The sequence below is a fragment of the Haemophilus sp. HMSC066D02 genome (assembly GCF_001810545.1).
Classification (GTDB): domain Bacteria; phylum Pseudomonadota; class Gammaproteobacteria; order Enterobacterales; family Pasteurellaceae; genus Haemophilus_D.
In genome coordinates, this window is the sequence record NZ_KV801824.1 from 105,470 (window position 1) to 124,271 (window position 18,802).

The 18,802-nt window shown below is 40.4% G+C and carries 15 protein-coding genes and 1 other RNA gene; 11 read left to right on the top strand and 5 right to left on the bottom strand.

The window, feature by feature from the left end:
- Nucleotides 1-85 precede the first annotated feature (85 nt).
- Nucleotides 86-1,762 carry a DNA repair protein RecN gene (gene recN / locus HMPREF2750_RS07680; protein WP_070583269.1) on the bottom strand — a complete coding sequence of 559 codons (1,677 nt, stop codon included), beginning with the start codon at nucleotides 1,760-1,762 and terminating at the stop codon, nucleotides 86-88.
- Between the two features lie 76 nt (nucleotides 1,763-1,838).
- Complete coding sequence (locus tag HMPREF2750_RS07685) at nucleotides 1,839-2,729, bottom strand: NAD(+) kinase (protein ID WP_070583271.1); 891 nt, start codon at nucleotides 2,727-2,729, stop codon at nucleotides 1,839-1,841.
- A gap of 130 nt (nucleotides 2,730-2,859) precedes the next feature.
- Here HMPREF2750_RS07685 and grpE point away from each other — a divergent pair, with 130 nt between their 5' ends.
- The 9 genes from grpE to cydC all read left to right on the top strand — a co-directional run bounded on the left by grpE (nucleotide 2,860) and on the right by cydC (nucleotide 15,124).
- Nucleotides 2,860-3,429, top strand: a complete 570-nt coding sequence (gene grpE / locus HMPREF2750_RS07690) for a nucleotide exchange factor GrpE (protein WP_054418109.1) — start codon at nucleotides 2,860-2,862, stop codon at nucleotides 3,427-3,429.
- Between the two features lie 265 nt (nucleotides 3,430-3,694).
- Nucleotides 3,695-5,821: an anaerobic ribonucleoside-triphosphate reductase gene (gene nrdD / locus HMPREF2750_RS07695; RefSeq protein ID WP_070583275.1), complete on the top strand. Its 2,127-nt coding sequence runs from the start codon at nucleotides 3,695-3,697 to the stop codon at nucleotides 5,819-5,821.
- 74 nt (nucleotides 5,822-5,895) lie between these two features.
- Nucleotides 5,896-6,477, top strand: coding sequence for a uracil-DNA glycosylase family protein (locus tag HMPREF2750_RS07700; RefSeq protein ID WP_070583276.1), 582 nt, complete (start codon nucleotides 5,896-5,898; stop codon nucleotides 6,475-6,477).
- 149 nt (nucleotides 6,478-6,626) lie between these two features.
- Nucleotides 6,627-8,024: a DASS family sodium-coupled anion symporter gene (locus HMPREF2750_RS07705; RefSeq protein ID WP_070583278.1), complete on the top strand. Its 1,398-nt coding sequence runs from the start codon at nucleotides 6,627-6,629 to the stop codon at nucleotides 8,022-8,024.
- A gap of 133 nt (nucleotides 8,025-8,157) precedes the next feature.
- Nucleotides 8,158-9,468 (top strand): nucleobase:cation symporter-2 family protein, encoded by a 1,311-nt coding sequence (locus HMPREF2750_RS07710; protein WP_070583280.1) that lies wholly within the window; start codon nucleotides 8,158-8,160, stop codon nucleotides 9,466-9,468.
- Between the two features lie 119 nt (nucleotides 9,469-9,587).
- Nucleotides 9,588-10,445 carry a co-chaperone YbbN gene (locus HMPREF2750_RS07715; protein ID WP_070583282.1) on the top strand — a complete coding sequence of 286 codons (858 nt, stop codon included), beginning with the start codon at nucleotides 9,588-9,590 and terminating at the stop codon, nucleotides 10,443-10,445.
- 89 nt (nucleotides 10,446-10,534) lie between these two features.
- On the top strand, nucleotides 10,535-11,488 hold the full coding sequence (gene trxB, locus HMPREF2750_RS07720) for a thioredoxin-disulfide reductase (protein ID WP_005699879.1): 954 nt from the start codon (nucleotides 10,535-10,537) through the stop codon (nucleotides 11,486-11,488).
- A 145-nt stretch (nucleotides 11,489-11,633) separates the two neighbouring features.
- Nucleotides 11,634-13,394, top strand: coding sequence for a heme ABC transporter permease/ATP-binding protein CydD (cydD, locus tag HMPREF2750_RS07725; protein ID WP_070583284.1), 1,761 nt, complete (start codon nucleotides 11,634-11,636; stop codon nucleotides 13,392-13,394).
- Nucleotides 13,394-15,124 carry a heme ABC transporter ATP-binding protein/permease CydC gene (gene cydC, locus HMPREF2750_RS07730; protein WP_070583286.1) on the top strand — a complete coding sequence of 577 codons (1,731 nt, stop codon included), beginning with the start codon at nucleotides 13,394-13,396 and terminating at the stop codon, nucleotides 15,122-15,124. The genes cydD and cydC overlap by 1 nt, the downstream gene beginning before the upstream one ends.
- 26 nt (nucleotides 15,125-15,150) lie before the next feature.
- Here cydC and ffs read toward each other — a convergent pair.
- Nucleotides 15,151-15,249: signal recognition particle sRNA small type (gene ffs, locus HMPREF2750_RS07735), an RNA gene on the bottom strand.
- Nucleotides 15,250-15,376: 127 nt separating this feature from the next.
- Here ffs and nrdG point away from each other — a divergent pair.
- Nucleotides 15,377-15,844, top strand: a complete 468-nt coding sequence (nrdG, locus tag HMPREF2750_RS07740) for an anaerobic ribonucleoside-triphosphate reductase-activating protein (RefSeq protein ID WP_070583289.1) — start codon at nucleotides 15,377-15,379, stop codon at nucleotides 15,842-15,844.
- On the opposite strand, the gene HMPREF2750_RS07745 is transcribed toward nrdG, so the two are convergent.
- Both HMPREF2750_RS07745 and HMPREF2750_RS07750 read right to left on the bottom strand, forming a co-directional pair.
- A complete protein-coding gene (locus HMPREF2750_RS07745) occupies nucleotides 15,841-16,629 on the bottom strand; it encodes a TatD family hydrolase (RefSeq protein WP_070583290.1) in 789 nt (262 codons plus the stop codon). The two genes, nrdG and HMPREF2750_RS07745, sit on opposite strands and share 4 nt — an antisense overlap.
- 58 nt (nucleotides 16,630-16,687) lie before the next feature.
- Nucleotides 16,688-17,197, bottom strand: a complete 510-nt coding sequence (locus HMPREF2750_RS07750; RefSeq protein WP_049384402.1) for a peptidylprolyl isomerase — start codon at nucleotides 17,195-17,197, stop codon at nucleotides 16,688-16,690.
- Nucleotides 17,198-17,308: 111 nt separating this feature from the next.
- On the opposite strand from HMPREF2750_RS07750, the gene cysS reads away from it, so the two are divergent.
- Nucleotides 17,309-18,688 carry a cysteine--tRNA ligase gene (cysS, locus tag HMPREF2750_RS07755; RefSeq protein WP_070583292.1) on the top strand — a complete coding sequence of 460 codons (1,380 nt, stop codon included), beginning with the start codon at nucleotides 17,309-17,311 and terminating at the stop codon, nucleotides 18,686-18,688.
- Nucleotides 18,689-18,802 lie beyond the last annotated feature (114 nt).

Sequence of the window (18,802 nt, forward strand, 5' to 3'; positions counted from 1 at the left end):
TGATAAGAAGAACCTAAGCTTTACGACAGAATTCAGCTCATTAATGCATAAACTGGGCGACAAACGCCCATTTATTTACCTGATTTTACTTCACTAAATCCAACATTTCTTGTGCATTCGCCAAGGCAAGCTCTGTAATTTCACTGCCGCCGAGTAATCTTGCAAGAGCCGGAACTCTCTCTTCTTGAGAAAGTGCGGTCATTTTAGTTTCTGTTTTATCATCAACGGTAAATTTCTCAACATTAAATTGCTGATGTCCATGACATGCTACTTGTGGTAAATGAGTTACACAAAGTACTTGGCATTTATCGCCTAATTGACGTAATAATTTACCCACTACACTCGCCGTTTTACCACTAATGCCAACATCAACTTCATCAAAGATTAACGTTGGAATCGCCGATTGATCGGATGTTAATACTTGGATCGCTAATGAAATACGAGAAAGCTCACCACCTGATGCCACTTTTGCTAGCGGTTGTGCCTGCTGTCCTAGATTACTGCGTAAAGTAAAGACGATATTATCTGCCCCATTTGCCGTCACTTTAGTTAAATCTGAATTCACTTCAATGAAAAATTCTGCATTTTCCATTGCAAGCCCTTTGATAGAATGTGTAACCTGTTGTGCTAATTTTCCTGCAGCTTGGCAACGACTTTCATGCAATTGTTTTGCTGTATGTTGCATTTTCTCAAAGGCGACTTTTTCTTCTAGAATCAGACGCTCTTCACTTTCTGAAAAATCTAAAAGTGCAGTCAATTCCGCTTTTAATTTTTGGTGCCACTCCACTAACTCTTCAGGTTTCACATTGTGCTTACGTGCAAGTTGTAAAGCTTGCCCCAAACGTTGTTCAATCTCTTGTAATAACATCGGATCTTGCTCAATATGAGAAGCAAGATGTTGAACTTCACTTGTCGCCTCTTGCACTTGGATAAGTGCATCATTCAACATTGTTTGAACGGAAACATATCGAGGATCTAACTTGCTTAATTCATCAATATACTGTGTCGCACGATAAAGCATAGAATCGATACTCACGGTCTCATTTTCACTGAGTAGCTGTAAAGCTGATTGTGATAACTGTGTCAGCTGTTCGCTATTTGATAGACGACGTTGATCCTCTTCCAATTCCAAATATTCATTTGGACGAAGCGCAAACTCATCCAACTCCTCAACCTGATATTGTAAAAGCTGTTTCTTCGCTTCATTTTCAGCAACTTTTTGTTGGAAGGTTTTAACTTGTGTTTGGAGATTTTTCCACGTGCGATAATCTTCTCGCATTTGTGCGAGCAAATCATGGTGATGTGCAAATGTATCCACCAACTGAAGTTGGTAGTCATTTTTCAATAATAATTGTGAAGCGTGCTGCCCATTAATATGAATAAGATATTGACCAATTTCTTTTAATTGAGAAGCCGATACAGGCGTGCTATTAATAAAGGCTTTAGAACGCCCATCAGCATTAATGACACGGCGTAAAATACAATCGGAGGGATTATCAGGATCCTGCAATTCTTGCTCTTGCAACCATTGATAAGCGGGGTTCGTTGGTTCAATAAAAAAGGAGGCGCAGATTTCAGCTCTTTCCTGCCCTTCTCGAACCATAGACGTTTCAATACGCTGCCCCAAGCATAACCCCAACGCATCAATAGCAATAGATTTTCCTGCGCCGGTTTCACCCGTGATCACAGACATTCCTTTCGACAATTCAATCTCTAATTGACGAACAATTGCAAAATTATTGATGGTAAGTTGGGTTAACATAAAAAATCTCCTTAACTGTATATCCATATATTATAACTGTTGCAATATACAGTAAAGAGATTTTTAACTTTTGGGATTAGAAATTTTTAAGCCAGCCTAATTTCGTGCTTAATACATTGTAATAATTATAATTTTTCAGGTGTAATAGGCGCAGTTTATGCGGGCTTTTTTCAATATGAACGATATCATCAGGAGAAAAATCTAGCGCAATTTGGCTATCACAGCCTAATTCCAACTGTGAAGTGTTATGTTCTGCAAAGCGAATTGAAATTTTACTATCACCATCAATCACCAATGGTCGAGAAGAAAGTGTGTGTGGGAACATCGGCACAAGAGCAATCGCATTTAAATTTGGCGTTAAAATTGGGCCGCCTGCGGAAAGCGAATAAGCGGTTGAACCTGTGGGAGTGGAAACAATCAAACCATCTGAACGTTGAGAAAAGGCAAATTTATCATTAATATAAACATGGAAATCAATCATGTGAGCAATTTTAGCAGGGTGAATCACCGCCTCATTTACTGCATTACCACTAGAAATAATTTCGCCATTGCGTTCAATTTTAGCTTCCAATAAAAAACGCTCTTCGACAAAAAACTCGCCACGTTCTAAACAAGCTTCAAGCTGTGCATAAGCATTTTTCGGGTCGATATCGGTCAAAAAGCCTAAGTTACCTCGGTTAATACCAATCATTGGAATATGATATTTAGCCAAAATGCGAGCACGCCCTAGCATATTGCCATCACCACCGATCACAATCACAAGTTGTGCTTGCTCACCAATTTGTTCAACTGTCGCTAAAACCTCTTCGGGCAAACCAAATTTTTCACCGACGTCTTTTTCCACTAAAACTTGATATCCTCGCTCTTTCAACCATTGATACAAGTTTTTATGCATTTGCAAATTAATATCGCGACGTGGTTTTCCCATCAAGGCGATGGTTTTAAATGATTTGACTAATTCATCCATAACTATGATTGCTCCCAAGTGCAAACTCACCGATTTCTGACCGCACTTGAATTTAAAATTTTTGCCATTATATTACATAGCAATTCAGTTTTGCTAAAATAGCACTAATTTTTGATTAATGGAGAAAAAAATGTCAGAACAAGCACAAAACTTAAATGAAGAACTTGTTGAAGAAGTGCAACAAGAAACCACATCAACGGAAGATCCATTAGAGGAAGCGATCGCTCGTGTACAAGAACTTGAAGAACAATTAAAAGCACAAGTAGAAGAAACCTCTAAAAAAGAACAAGATTTATTGCTTCGTACTCGTGCAGAAATTGACAATATGCGTCGTCGTAGCGAACAAGATGTTGAAAAAGCGCATAAATTTGCATTAGAAAAATTTTCAAAAGACATTTTAAATACCATTGATAACTTAGAGCGTGCGCTTTCAACACCTGCCAATAAGGAAGATGAAAGCATCAAAGCGTTATTCGATGGTGTGGAGCTAACCTTAAAAGAGTTACTCTCAACGGTGGCTCGCTTTGGTGTTGAACCTGTTGGCGCAGTGGGTGAAACCTTTAACCCGGATCTCCACCAAGCCATCTCTATGCAACCAGCTGAAGGGTTTGAAAGCAACCAAATCACCACCGTTTTACAAAAAGGCTATACCTTAAATGGTCGTGTGATTCGCCCAGCTATGGTAATGGTTGCAGCTTAATTTCTTTTCTATGACTTAAAGAGCGGACGATTTTTCGTCCGTTTTTTATTGCTAAAAAACTTGATTTAGATCAAATTTATTAAAAAATAATTTGAGAATAATTCTCAACAAAAACACTCTTTCTTGCCAGATTTAACAAGGTTTCGACTCAATTTTAACCATCAAAAACTGACAAATAACACTACATATTGTGTGTTGATCTATTAAATAAAACTATATATAGTGCTTTCGATTTTTTTCATAGCTACCTTACAGGAGTCATAAAATGAACGCTTTCTTTGTGATTAAGCGTGATGGTTCACGAATTGGGTTTGACCTACAACGTATTACTAATGCAATCAAAAAAGCAGCAAGTGCGGTTAATATTGTTGATGACATGTATATCCATGATCTGAGCCAGCAGATTAATACTGAAATTTTTAGTCATTATCAGCATGAAATTGATATCAACCAGATTCAAAAAATTGTTGAAAATCACTTAATGACAAGCAAGTATCCACAAATTGCACGTGCTTATATTGAATATCGTCACGATCGCGACCTGGCACGTGAAAAACGCAGCCAATTAACCAAAGAAATTGAAGGGCTGATTGAGCAAAGCAACGTGGAATTGCTTAATGAAAACGCAAATAAAGATGCGAAAGTTATCCCTACCCAACGTGATTTACTGGCAGGTATTGTGGCAAAACATTATGCTAAACGTCATATTCTGCCAAGAGATGTTGTTGAAGCCCATGAAAAAGGGGAAATCCACTATCACGACTTAGATTACGCGCCATTTTTCCCGATGTTTAACTGCATGCTCGTTGATCTAAAAGGCATGCTTTCACATGGTTTTAAAATGGGCAATGCCGAAATTGAACCACCGAAATCTATCAGCACGGCAACAGCCGTTACCGCACAAATTATTGCTCAAGTAGCCAGCCATATTTATGGCGGTACAACCATTAATCGCATTGATGAAGTGCTTGCACCTTATGTTCAACTCAGCTTTGAAAAACATTTGAAAAATGCCGCCCAATGGCAAATTCCGGATGCTGAAGGTTATGCAAAAGCGTTGATTGAAAAAGAATGTTTTGATGCGTTTCAATCCCTTGAATATGAAGTTAATACGCTCCATACGTCAAATGGCCAAACGCCGTTTGTTACCTTTGGTTTTGGCTTAGGCACAAGTTGGCAAGAACGTTTAATTCAGCAATCAATCTTGAAAAACCGTATTCGTGGCTTGGGTAAAAATCATAAAACACCGGTCTTCCCTAAACTGGTCTTTACCATTAAAAAAGGTGTGAACCAAAACGAACAAGATCCGAACTATGACATTAAAAAACTGGCATTAGAATGTGCTTCAAAACGCATGTATCCAGATATTTTAAACTATGATCAAGTGGTTAAAGTTACAGGCTCATTCAAAGCGCCAATGGGTTGTCGTAGCTTCTTGGGTGCTTATGAAGAAAACGGCCATGAAGTGCATGATGGTCGCAATAATTTAGGCGTGGTAAGTCTGAATCTGCCTCGCATTGCTCTTGAAGCACAAGGAAATGAAGAAAAATTCTACCGCACTTTAGATGAACGCTTAGCCCTCGCAAAGAAAGCCTTGCTTACCCGTATTGCTCGCTTAGAAAATACCAAAGCCCGTGTCGCGCCAATTCTCTATATGGAAGGCGCTTGCGGCGTTCGACTAAAAGCCGATGATAATGTTGCGGATATTTTCAAAAATGGACGAGCATCAATTTCTTTAGGCTATATTGGTATTCATGAAACCATCAATGCGCTGTATAAACAAGGGCATATTTTTGACGATGAGCAACTACGTGAAAAAGGTATTGCGATTGTGCGTCGTTTAAATGAAGCAGTAAAACAATGGCAGAAAGAAACGGGTTATGCATTTAGCCTTTATTCCACACCAAGTGAAAACTTGTGCGATCGTTTCTGCCGTTTAGATACCAAACAATTTGGTGTCATTGACGGCGTTACCGATAAAGGCTACTACACTAACAGCTATCACTTAGATGTAGAGAAAAAAGTGAATCCATACGATAAATTAGACTTTGAAATGCCTTATCCTGAATTAGCGAGTGGCGGCTTTATCTGTTATGGCGAATACCCAAATATTCAACATAACCTGAAAGCACTCGAAGATGTATGGGATTATAGCTACGATCGCGTGCCTTATTACGGCACTAATACGCCAATTGATGAATGTTATGAATGTGGTTTTACAGGAGAGTTTAATTGCACAAGTAAAGGCTTTGTCTGTCCGAAATGCGGTAATCATGACAGTGCAAAAGTCTCCGTGACCCGACGGGTTTGTGGTTATCTCGGCAGTCCTGATGCTCGTCCATTCAATGCGGGCAAACAGGAAGAAGTAAAACGCCGTGTAAAACATCTATAATGGTCATTTCGTTATTATGATAAAATAGCTCATCAGAAATGAGCTATTTTTATTTCAATAAATAAGGAAGAATCATGCCAACACTTAGTCAAATCACACAATCCATTATGCAAGACCCCGACAATCAATCTTTTACGTCACAAGGCATTGAACCGCTTTTTGCTGCACCAACGACAGCTCGCATTAACATTGTCGGACAAGCCCCTGGAATTAAAGCCCAAGAAAGTCGTTTATATTGGAATGATAAAAGCGGTGATCGCCTACGTGAATGGCTCGGTGTGGATCGCGATACCTTCTATCATTCTGGTTTGTTTGCTGTCATCCCGATGGACTTTTATTACCCTGGAAAAGGCAAATCCGGTGATTTACCACCGCGCAAAGGCTTCGCAGAAAAATGGCATCCGCTAATTCTCGCTAATTTGCCTAATATTGAGCTGACGATTCTTATTGGACAATATGCACAAAAATACTATTTGCCAGAAAATAACCTTAATGTCACTGAGACGGTTCACCATTTTCGTGATTTTCTTCCTCACTTTCTTCCGCTTGTTCACCCTTCTCCACGTAACCAAATTTGGCTCAAGAAAAATCCATGGTTTGAACAAGAGATAGTGCCAACATTGCAAAAGCAAGTGAAAGCGATTTTATCTCGTTAAACAAATATTCCACTCATAAAGTGCGGTCAAAAATCAGGAGGTTTTTGACCGTACTTTGCTTTAATACTAATCAATTTTTAGTATGCATTATTTTCTGATTAATTACTCTTGTGCTACAATCGGCGGCCATAAAAAATATAAGGAGAAATATGCAATCAATCCCCGTCACCAATTCTCAACGAAAAGCATGGAATAAACAAACCATTATATTCCTCTTTGATGTCGCGCTATTTTTTATTTTACTTAATACCCTTCCTTTTGAACCTGCGGCAAACAAAGGATTATCTTTACTCGCGTTTGTAGCTATTTTATGGCTTACCGAAGCCGTCAGTGTAACGATCACTGCATTGTTCGTGCCTATTTTATCTGTTCTGTTAGGATTGGCTAATAGTCGTGAAGCGCTTGTTGCCTTTGCGGATCCGACCATTTTCTTATTCTTTGGTGGTTTTGCCCTTGCTACTGCATTAAATGTGCAAAAAATTGACAAAATGATTTCGAATAAAATCATGCAATTAGCGAAAGGTCGTCTCTTTGTTGCGGTGCTTTACCTCTTCTTAGCAACAGCATTTTTATCCATGTGGATGAGTAATACGGCCACTGCGGCGATGATGATCCCGCTTTCAATGACCATTTTAAGTCAGTTAGACCGTAATAAAGATCACAATACTTACGTATTCGTGTTATTAGGGATTGCCTATAGTGCCACCATCGGAGGGATGGGAACACTTGTGGGAAGCCCACCTAATGCGATTGCAGCCTCCCAACTTCATTTAGGTTTTGCTGACTGGTTAATGTATGGCACGCCAGTCATGTTAATTTTATTCCCGCTTATTATTGGTTGGTTATATATTGTATTTAAACCCAAATTAGACCTTCGTTTTGCTGCTGAATTTGAAAAAATTCACATGACTAAACAACGTGTATTAACGTTGGTTATTTTTATCACCGTAGCGATTCTTTGGATTTTTGGTGGCTACATCAACCCTATTCTTTCTCAATTATTAGGTTTACCAAAACCAATTGGCAGCTTTGACAGTATGGTTGCGCTCTCAGCAGCAATTGTCATCTGTGTAACCGGTATCGCAAGCTGGAAAGAAGTGCAAGAAAATACAGAATGGGGCGTGTTATTCCTCTTCGGTGGCGGCTTAACCTTAAGTTCTGTACTCACCCATTCAGGTGCAAGTAAAATCATGGCAGATGGTATAGTCTTCATTATTGAGGGTGGCCACTACTATGTGATGGCATTAATTGTTGCTGCCTTTATTGTCTGCTTGACTGAATTTACCTCAAACACTGCAAGTGCAGCTTTACTGGTTCCAATCTTTATTTCCATCGCACAAGCACTGAATATGCCACCGCTTGGTTTTGCGATGATTATCGGCCTCGGAGCATCTTGTGCCTTTATGATGCCGGTTGGTACCCCACCGAATGCGATTGTGTACTCGACAGGTTTTGTTAAACAATCCGAAATGATCCGCGTGGGTAAATTTATTGATTTAACCTGTATGCTAATTATCGGGACAATTGCTTATATCTTCTGGATGTAACCTTTAAAACCTAATAAGTGCGGTTAAAAACAAGATGATTTTTAACCGCACTTTTTTATTTTATTACGCAAACGTTTGCCTCAAATCAAAATTAACGTATAATTCGCACAATTTTTTTACTTAGGGAAACCAAATGAATAACAACCTGCTCTATACGGTGGAAGACAAACCACCTTTCGGATTGAGTTTACTCCTTGCTGCACAACATTTACTTGCCGCACTCGGGGGAATTATTGCTGTACCATTGGTCATTGGTAACGTCTTAAAATTACCTACCGAAGATACCATTACGCTAGTGAATGCTGCGCTTTTAATTTCTGGCGTGGTGACCGTTATTCAATGTAAAGGCTTGGGGCCTGTGGGCATTCGTTTGCCAAGTGTGATGGGAACCAGTTTTACTTTCGTTGCCGCAGCACTGGCCATTGGTTTTAGTGAATATGGCATTGCGGGTATCTTAGGCGCATCTCTGGTTGGCTCATTAGTGATGATTATCGGCAGCTTCTTTATGCCGTATATTCGTAAATTATTCCCACCGATTGTAACCGGTACCGTTGTCATGATGATCGGTTTAAGCCTGATTCCTGTTGCCGTTGACTGGTTCGCGGGTGGTCAACGTGGTGATGCGAATTATGCTACGCCAGAAAATTTAATGATGGCGAGCTTTGTATTAGTCATCGTGGTCGCTCTCGTACAATGGGGTAAAGGGATTTTCTCTGCTGCCGCCATCGTTATTGGGATGATGACTGGTTATCTCGTTTGTTTAGCCATGGGCTGGGTAAGCTTTGAAGGCGTAAAACAAGCACAAACTTTCGCGATTCCACAACCACTACACTTTGGCTTAGCCTTCCCAATTTCAGGCATTATCGGCATGTCCATTGCGTACTTAGTCACGATTGTTGAATCAAGCGGTAACTTCTTAGCGCTAGGTAACGCAACCAAAACCGAAATCACCGGCAGACATTTACGCGGTGGGGTTTTAGCTGATGGTTTAGGATCTGCCTTAGCCGCTATTATGTCCACCACACCATTCTCTTCATTCTCACAAAACATTGGTGTCATTTCTCTAACTGGCGTGGCTAGCCGTCACGTGGTTGCGCTAACCGGTGTACTTCTAGCGCTAGCGGGCTTATTCCCTGTATTCGGTGCATTAATTGTATCAATTCCATTACCAGTATTAGGTGGTGCAGGCTTAATGATGTTCGCGATGATTATCGCCGCGGGTATCCAAATGTTGGATAAAGTGGCACGTAGCAAACGCAATGGTTTAATTATCGCGATTTCCATTGGCTGTGGCTTAGCCGTGACGACTCGTCCAGAATTGCTTGATAAATTACCGCACTTTTTCAAAGAAGTGCTCGGTTCAGGCATTACCGTAGGTTCATTACTTGCCTTAATTCTTAACCTCGTGCTTCCAGAAGATAAAGTGGAAGAAACAAAAGAATAAAAATAGATAGCGAATAAGGGCAGATTAACGCTGCCCTTTTCTTTTCCTGTAAAACATTTCTAAAACTAACCGCACTTTGTTAAAATCAGGCATCATTTTCCATTTATCAAGGAATAAAAATGGCAGATTTACCTTTTTTAGTTGAACTCAACGAACAAAACCTTACCGAAACGTTGCAACGTTCCGTCGAAACCCCGCTTGTCATTAACTTTTATGCGCCAAGCCATAAAGAATCGGCAGATTTTGCCAATGTATTACAGCGTGTTGCAGAACAACACCAAGGGCAATTTATTCTCGGCTTAGTCAATTGTGAAACGGAGCAAATGATTGCTGCTCAATTTCGTATTCAAGCGTTGCCAACGACTTACCTTTTCAAAGAAGCACAAGCATTAGATGCGTTCCCAGGTGCATTAGATGAAACCAACTTATTACAACGTTTAAGCGCCATTTTGCCAAAAGAAGAAGATTTAAAATTCCAAAAAGCCTTGGATTTTTTACAAGTGGAAGATTACGACTCTGCTCTTCCATTATTGAAAGAAGCCTGGGAACTTTCGGATAAGAAAAACAGCGATGTCGCATTACTTTATGCGGAAACCTATATTGCCATGAAGAAAACGGAGCCTGCTGCAGATATTTTAGCGCAAATTCCGATTCAGGATCGCGACAGCCGTTGGCATGGCTTACAAGCGCAGATTGACCTTTTAATTAAAGCGGCTGATACACCAGAAATTCAGCAATTACAAGCGGATTATGCGAAAAATCCAACGCCTGAAATTGCGTTGAAATTGGCAGTTCAGCTACATCAAGCCAACCGAAACGAAGAAGCATTGGATTTATTATTTAGCATTCTTAAACAAGATCTTTCTGCAGAAAATGGTGAAGTGAAACAACAGTTTTTATCTATTTTATCAGCCATTGGCAATGCAGATCCTATCACCAATAAATATCGCCGATTGCTGTATTCATTGCTTTACTAATACGATCAACTATTTTTTTATGCATGAAGGCTTTATAATGAACGAATTCCAAAAGCCTCATGCTTTATTTTATAAACAAAGGATTCTTTATGTCAGACGTTAAACACAGCAAATTATTAATTTTAGGTTCAGGTCCTGCAGGTTATACCGCCGCTATTTATGCCGCACGTGCAAACTTAAAACCTGTTTTAGTGACCGGTCTTCAACAAGGCGGTCAACTTACCACTACTGATGAAATTGAAAACTGGCCAGGTGATTTTGAAATGACCACTGGTCCAGGTTTAATGCAACGTATGTTGCAACACGCCGAAAAATTTGAAACCGAAATCGTGTTTGATCATATTAATAAAGTCGATTTATCTTCTCGCCCGTTCAAACTTTATGGCGATATGCAAACCTTCACATGTGATGCGTTAATCATCGCAACAGGGGCATCAGCACGTTATATCGGATTAGAGTCAGAAACCGCGTATAAAGGCCGCGGCGTTTCAGCTTGCGCAACCTGTGATGGCTTCTTCTATCGTAATAAACCGGTTGCCGTTGTCGGTGGTGGGAATACTGCCGTTGAAGAAGCACTTTACTTGGCTAACATTGCGTCTGAAGTGCATTTAATCCACCGTCGTGATAGTTTCCGTGCAGAAAAAATCTTAATCGATCGCTTATACAAAAAAGTCGAAGAAGGCAAAATCGTGCTTCATACTGACCGCACTTTGAATGAAGTGTTAGGCGATAACATGGGCGTAACAGGTGTACGTTTAGAAAACGTAAAAACCGGCGAAAAAGAAGACGTGAAATTAGACGGTTTATTTATTGCTATCGGTCATGCGCCAAACACTGAAATCTTCCAAGGCCAGCTTGAACTTAATAACGGTTATATCGTTGTCAAATCAGGTCTTGAAGGCAATGCAACAGCGACCTCTGTGGAAGGTGTGTTTGCTGCAGGTGATGTGATGGATCACAACTATCGCCAAGCCATTACTTCAGCGGGTACAGGCTGTATGGCTGCATTAGATGCTGAACGTTATTTAGATGCTCAAGAATAAATAAATTTCCTTATTTATTTCCCCCTCTTTAGCCAAGAGGGGTTAAGGGAGATTTTAAAGAATCAATTTTGTATCAATAAACTCGCCCTTCAAGCTCCCTCTCAATAGAGAGGGAGAACTTTTTAAATACTAACTCTACAAATCTATGGACAAACTTCGCCAAAAATATTTACAAAAATGGCTTCGTGCGCAGCAACAACCTGTAAAAAAATTAATGCGCACCAATATTGCCCTTGCCACACTTTCCTCCTTAATTCTTGTGGCTCAAACCTATTTTCTTGCGACCTTGCTCGACAAGCTGATTATGCAAAATGTCGATCGCACTGAACTGATTCCATATTTTATTGCATTAATCATTACTTTTGCTTTGCGTGCGGTCATTTTATGGCTACGCGAAAAAATTGGCTTTAAAGCAGGTCGATTACTACGCAACCATATGCGCCAAAAGATCTTAGACAAAATCCACCAAGTGGGACCTGCGACTATCAATAACAAACCCGCCGGAAGCTGGGCAAGTATCATGCTTGAACAAGTGGAAAATCTGCATAACTTCTATGCGCGCTTCTTACCACAACAAAGTTTGTCTGCCATTGTACCAATGGTGATTTTAATTGCTGTATTCCCGCTCAACTGGGCAGCTGGACTGATTTTGATGGTCACTGCACCACTTGTACCAGTTTTTATGATTCTGGTAGGGATTGCGGCGGCAGACAGTAGCCAAAAAAATATGGCGACCCTTTCTCGCTTAAGTGCTCAATTCTTGGATCGCTTACGCGGTTTAGAAACCTTGCGTCTTTTCAACCGCACTTCAGAACAAACTCAACATATTGAAAGTACAACGGAAGACTTCCGTGAAACGACCATGACAGTACTTAAAATGGCCTTTCTCTCTTCTGCCGTGTTAGAGTTTTTCACCTCTATTTCCATTGCTTTAATGGCGGTGTACTTTGGTTTTAGTTATTTAGGGCAAGTCGAATTTGGTACTTATGGCACCACGCTGACCTTATTTACCGGCTTTTTCTGCTTAATTCTGGCGCCAGAGTTTTATCAACCATTGCGAGATCTCGGGACTTACTATCACGATCGTGCAGCAGGTATTGGTGCTGCTGATGCTATTGTCGATTTCTTAGAAGCCGATTATTTAATTGCCCATCAAGGCAATGAACAAATTCCAGCACAAAGTGCGGTCGAAATTCAGGCTGAAAATTTAGTGGCGCTTTCGCCACAAGGTCAACCATTAACGAAGCCTCTTTCATTCCATATTCCGAAAGAAAGCCATATTGCTCTTGTCGGCCAAAGTGGTGCAGGAAAAACCTCTTTAATCAATGTATTACTCGGTTTCTTGCCTTATGAAGGGAGCTTAAAAATTAACGGTGTGGAACTTAACCAAAGCCGTTTAAGCGACTGGCGCAAACAAATTGCTTGGGTAGGTCAAAACCCATTACTACTACAAGGTAGCATCAAAGAAAACCTACTTTTAGGTGATATTCAAGCAACTGATGCTCAAATCGAGCAAGCCTTGATTTCTGCGCAAGCGAAAGAGTTTACCGATAAATTAGGCTTAGATAGTGAAATTAAAGATGGTGGGATAGGGGTATCCGTAGGCCAAGCGCAACGCTTAGCTATCGCTCGCGCTTTACTACGCAAAGGCAATTTATTATTACTCGATGAGCCAACGGCTAGCCTCGATGCTCAATCTGAAAATCTGGTACTTGCTGCCCTTGCAGAAATGAGCCATAACCAAACCACCTTAATGATCACACACCGCATTGAAGATCTGAAACAATGTGACAACATTTTAGTGATGCAAGAAGGTGAAATTGTTCAACAAGGCCATTTCAACCAATTAAAAGATCAAGGCTTCTTTGCCGAATTATTGGCTCAACGAAAAGAGGATATTCAATAATGCGGGCTTTACTTCCCTTTTTACGTTTATTTAAATTCGCCAAGTTGCCTTTATTTTTAGGCTTGTTTTTAATGATCACAGGTCTTGCATCTAGCATAGGCTTGCTGACCACATCTGGTTGGTTTTTAGCGGCAACAGCTATTGCAGGTCTTGGCACGTTATTTAATTTCTTCTACCCATCTGCTTCTGTGCGTGGGCTTGCTATTAGCCGTACCCTTTTCCGTTATTTCGAAAAGTTGGTCACGCACGATGCGACTTTCCGCATCTTGGCTAAATTACGAGTACAGGTTTTTGAGAAGATTATCCCCTTAAGCCCTGCGGTGTTAAATCGTTATCGTAACAGCGATTTATTAAACCGCTTAGTGTCTGATGTAGATACCCTCGATAGCCTTTATCTTCGCTTAATTGCGCCATTTATTACGGCTATTTTTGTGATTCTAGCTATGTGTATTGGCCTAAGTTTCATCAATACTCCTTTAGCCTTAGGTTTAGGCATTAGCCTACTTTTATTGGTATTCGTTATTCCAACCGTTTTCTACCAACTGGGTAAAAAATTTGGCGACAAACTCGTGCATTCACGTGCACTTTACCGCACACAATTCCTAGAATTTATCCAAGCGCAAGCTGAATTATTGCTCTTTAATGCCGAAGATAAATTGAAAAATAACATGGCAAAAACCGAAGCTAACTGGCAAGCAGACCAACAAAAAGAAGCCAATTTAAGCGGATTTTCAACCGCTCTTTCACTCTTCTTAAATGGTTTGATTATTGCCGCAATGTTGTGGTTTAGCTCACAAGCTGAGTTTGGTAACGATGAATACCGTATGGCGTTTATTGCGCTCTTCATTTTTGCCGCCCTTGCATCATTTGAAATCCTAATGCCATTAGGCTCGGCGTTCTTACATATCGGGCAAGTAATTGCGTCAGCTGAACGTGTAACAGATATTATCGAACAACAACCATTAGTAGCTTTTAATGGCAAAGCGGAGTTCGATCAAAACGCCACAACATTAATTGAAGCGAAAGATCTTTCTTTCACTTATCCTGAACGTCAAAATCGTGCTTTAGAAAATTTGAATTTAACCATTCAAAAAGGTAAAAAAGTCGCAATTTTAGGTAAAACAGGTAGCGGGAAATCCACGTTATTGCAGCTTTTAGTGCGTAATTATGATGCCAATCAAGGAGAATTACGCCTTGCTGGTCAACCAATTGCTGATTATGCAGAAAACACATTACGCAGCCAATTCTGCTTTTTAACACAACGTGTCCATGTATTTAGCGATACACTTCGTCAAAATCTGCAATTCGCAAGTGCGGTCAATATTTCAGATGAAAAAATGATCGAGGTGTTAAATCAAGTTGGTTTAGGCAAATTGTTGGAACAAGAACAAGGCTTAGATATTTGGCTAGGTGATGGCGGCCGTCCACTTTCTGGTGGAGAACAACGTCGTTTAGGCTTAGCACGTATTTTGCTTAATGATGCGCCAATTTTATTATTAGATGAGCCAACTGAAGGTTTAGACCGCGAAACTGAACGCCAAATTCTGCGTTTGATTCTTGCCCATGCTGAAAATAAAACCTTAATTATGGTGACTCACCGCTTAACGGCGATTGAGCAATTTGATGAACTTTGTGTGATTGATGAAGCGAAGCTAATTGAAAAAGGCACTTATGTAGAATTATTGCAATTAGAAAAAGGGTTCTTCAAACAATTAGTAGAGCGAGTGTAAAATAAGAAAGGATAAGTTGGGTGGAAATCTTCCCAGCTTATTCTCGGCACACAGAAATTCCGACTTTGGCTGCTTTCTTCCGAACCTGACCGAGTAAACCAGACACCGTTGCGAGAGACCGAGAAGATTTCCATTGATATCGCAATGCGATTAGGTGGGCTATTATGCAAGAATTGGCCCTGTATTGCAAAGGTTAATTTATCAATTCGGTGAATTTGACGAGAAAATCAACCGCACTTTTAAGGCAAAACCATGAACTATCTCCAATACTACCCGACAGATGTTGTAAATGGCGAAGGCACCCGTTGCACCCTTTTCGTTAGCGGCTGTACGCATGGTTGCCGTGGTTGTTACAATCAAAAGAGCTGGTCTTTTGATAATGGCGTATTATTCGATGAAGCGATGGAACAACAGATCATCAATGATTTAAAAGATACGCGCATTAAACGTCAAGGGCTCACGCTTTCAGGTGGAGATCCGATGCATCCTCGTAATGTCGAAGCCTTACTTCCTTTTATACAACGTGTAAAAAAAGAATGCCCTGATAAGGATATTTGGGTATGGACGGGATATAAACTGGATGAACTGGATGATTATCAACGTCAAATGTTGCCTTATATTGACGTGCTCATTGATGGGAAATTTATACAAGAACAGGCTGACCCAAGCTTGGTTTGGCGCGGTTCAGCCAATCAAGTGATTTATCGTTTTAAGGTTTAACCGAATAAGGTTAAGCTATTCTGCCAAGCCGTTTCTTTAATCACTTCAGCATTTTCACTTCTTAAACGGCATAACGCCTCAAAGGTGTGAACAATCCGCTCCGGTCGATTAGGTTGTCCTTGAAAACCAAACACCGGCATATCTGGTGTATCCGTTTCTAATACCAACGCCTCTAATGGCAACTTCGCAATCGCTTGGCGTGTTTTATTCGCGCGTTCATAAGTAATGGTACCGCCTACGCCAATTTTATAGCCTAAATCCACAAATCGTTTTGCTTGATCGTAACTTCCTGAAAAACCATGCACCACACCACATTTTGTCAAATTAGCCTGTTTCAAAAAGCGGAATAATTGCTCGTGGGATTTACGACTATGTAAATTGATCGACAGATTGTATTTCTTCGCTAAATAAAGCTGACTTTCCAAAAAGTGCTGCTGCTTTTGCCATAATTCATCCGTTAATAAATCTGGAATCGCACATTCTAAGCCTATTTCTGCTACGGCTGTACAATTTTGATTACGAACGGATAATGCCGCATCCAATATCTCTAAATCATGCTCTTGATGCTCTTTGATATAAAGAGGATGTAATCCAAGTCCACAATAAAGATGCTCAGGAAAAAGTACGGTCATATTTTGGATCGTTTTAAAATCCAACTCTTTTACCGCCACAATCAAGATTTTTTGCACATCAGCTTGCTTAGCGTTATCCACCAGCTGAGCTAATGGCTCACCTGTGTCATGATGAAGATAATCAAGGTGAGTATGAGTATCGAAGAAAGGCATAGTGTTATTTCAGTTAAGAAAAAAGGTGTGTAGATTGCGCATCCACACACCGAATTAATTATTCAACAGAAACGGATGTAATCACCACATCTTCGGTCGGAACATCTTGGTGGAAGCCTTTATTACCGGTTTTTACTTTCTTGATTTTATCAACCACATCCATGCCTTCAACCACTTCACCGAATACGGCATATCCCCATTCTTGCACAACTTCACGGCCAAACATCTCTTTTGAACGGTAGTTTAAGAAGTCATTATCTGCCACGTTAATGAAGAATTGTGCCGTTGCAGAATGTGGATCAGAGGTACGCGCCATGGCGATTGTGCCACGTTTGTTACTTAAACGATTGTTAGCTTCATTTTGGATCGGTGCGTTTGTTGCTTTTTCACGCATTCCGCTTTCCATACCACCGCCCTGAATCATAAATCCATCAATAACACGATGAAAAATTGTGTTATCATAGAAACCGTTTTTACAATAGTTTAAAAAGTTTTCTGCAGTGATTGGCGCTTTATCAAAATCAAGTTTAATTTTAATATCGCCAAAATTTGTGTGTAATGTAACCATGTTGTTTTCCTCTTGAAAATTAAGGCATTCATTATTCCACAAATGGCGAGAAAGTGCCACCATGAGCAGAAAAAGTGCGGTCGTTTTCCAACCAGTTCTAAGAGAAAAAATATGCTAAAGATCTTTAATACCCTCACTCGAGAAAAAGAAGTATTCAAACCTATCCATGAAGGAAAAGTGGGTATGTACGTGTGCGGCGTGACCGTTTACGATTTATGCCATATTGGCCATGGTCGTACCTTTGTATGTTTTGATGTGATTGCCCGCTATTTACGTTCTTTAGGTTACGATTTAACTTATGTGCGTAATATCACTGATGTGGACGATAAAATCATTAAACGTGCATTAGAAAACAAAGAAACCTGCGATCAACTTGTAGATCGCATGGTGCAAGAAATGTATAAAGATTTTGATGCGTTAAACGTACTACGTCCAGATTTTGAGCCTCGTGCGACACATCATATTCCTGAAATTATTGAGATTGTGGAAAAACTGATTGCACGTGGTCATGCTTATGTTGCAGACAATGGCGACGTGATGTTTGATGTGGAAAGCTTTAAGGAATACGGCAAATTATCACGCCAAGATCTCGACCAGTTACAAGCCGGTGCACGTATTGAAATTAATGAAATTAAGAAAAATCCAATGGATTTCGTGCTTTGGAAAATGTCAAAAGAAAACGAACCAAGCTGGCCATCCCCATGGGGCGCAGGTCGTCCTGGTTGGCACATTGAATGTTCAGCAATGAACTGCAAACAACTTGGTGAACATTTTGATATTCATGGTGGTGGTTCTGATTTAATGTTCCCACACCACGAAAATGAAATTGCGCAATCTTGCTGTGCTCATGACGGTCAATATGTCAATTATTGGATCCATTCCGGCATGATTATGGTGGATAAAGAAAAAATGTCGAAATCCCTCGGCAACTTCTTCACTATTCGTGATGTATTAAACCATTACAATGCAGAAGCGGTGCGTTATTTCTTATTAACCGCACACTATCGCAGCCAGCTCAATTACAGCGAAGAAAACCTGAACTTAGCACAAGGTGCATTAGAACGTTTGTACACGGCTTTACGTGGCACCGATCAAAGTGCGGTCGCTTCAGGCGGTGAAAATTTTGTCGAAGCCTTCCGTGAAGCAATGGACGATGATTTCAATACGCCGAATGCCCTTTCTGTCTTATTTGAAATGGCGCGTGAAATCAATAAATTGAAAACTGAAGATGCAGAAAAAGCCAATGGCCTTGCAGCGCGTTTACGTGAGTTAGCGGGTATCTTAGGTTTACTTCAACAAGATCCAGAAAAATTCTTACAAGCCGGCTCAGACGATGATGAAGTCGCAAAAATTGAAGCGCTCATCAAACAACGCAACGAAGCGCGTGCTGCTAAAGATTGGGCAGCTGCGGATGCGGCTCGTAATGAACTTACGGCAATGGGCATCGTGTTAGAGGATGGCGCCAACGGCACGACGTGGCGTAAACAATAATCTCGCAATTTTTCACATCAATTTTCCATTTTTTCAAACTCAAGGTGTAGCTATTCCGCTCAACCTTCATTCAGGTAACTCAAAGTATGAGTCGCCGAGGTAACTGTTGGGATA

Bases quoted from the DNA above. Each gene is read 5' to 3' on its own strand.
- recN (WP_070583269.1), bottom strand. From the start codon at position 1,762: ATGTTAACCCAACTTACCATCAATAATTTTGCAATTGTTCGTCAATTA.
- HMPREF2750_RS07685 (WP_070583271.1), bottom strand. From the start codon at position 2,729: ATGGATGAATTAGTCAAATCATTTAAAACCATCGCCTTGATGGGAAAA.
- grpE (WP_054418109.1), top strand. From the start codon at position 2,860: ATGTCAGAACAAGCACAAAACTTAAATGAAGAACTTGTTGAAGAAGTG.
- nrdD (WP_070583275.1), top strand. From the start codon at position 3,695: ATGAACGCTTTCTTTGTGATTAAGCGTGATGGTTCACGAATTGGGTTT.
- HMPREF2750_RS07700 (WP_070583276.1), top strand. From the start codon at position 5,896: ATGCCAACACTTAGTCAAATCACACAATCCATTATGCAAGACCCCGAC.
- HMPREF2750_RS07705 (WP_070583278.1), top strand. From the start codon at position 6,627: ATGCAATCAATCCCCGTCACCAATTCTCAACGAAAAGCATGGAATAAA.
- HMPREF2750_RS07710 (WP_070583280.1), top strand. From the start codon at position 8,158: ATGAATAACAACCTGCTCTATACGGTGGAAGACAAACCACCTTTCGGA.
- HMPREF2750_RS07715 (WP_070583282.1), top strand. From the start codon at position 9,588: ATGGCAGATTTACCTTTTTTAGTTGAACTCAACGAACAAAACCTTACC.
- trxB (WP_005699879.1), top strand. From the start codon at position 10,535: ATGTCAGACGTTAAACACAGCAAATTATTAATTTTAGGTTCAGGTCCT.
- cydD (WP_070583284.1), top strand. From the start codon at position 11,634: ATGGACAAACTTCGCCAAAAATATTTACAAAAATGGCTTCGTGCGCAG.
- cydC (WP_070583286.1), top strand. From the start codon at position 13,394: ATGCGGGCTTTACTTCCCTTTTTACGTTTATTTAAATTCGCCAAGTTG.
- nrdG (WP_070583289.1), top strand. From the start codon at position 15,377: ATGAACTATCTCCAATACTACCCGACAGATGTTGTAAATGGCGAAGGC.
- HMPREF2750_RS07745 (WP_070583290.1), bottom strand. From the start codon at position 16,629: ATGCCTTTCTTCGATACTCATACTCACCTTGATTATCTTCATCATGAC.
- HMPREF2750_RS07750 (WP_049384402.1), bottom strand. From the start codon at position 17,197: ATGGTTACATTACACACAAATTTTGGCGATATTAAAATTAAACTTGAT.
- cysS (WP_070583292.1), top strand. From the start codon at position 17,309: ATGCTAAAGATCTTTAATACCCTCACTCGAGAAAAAGAAGTATTCAAA.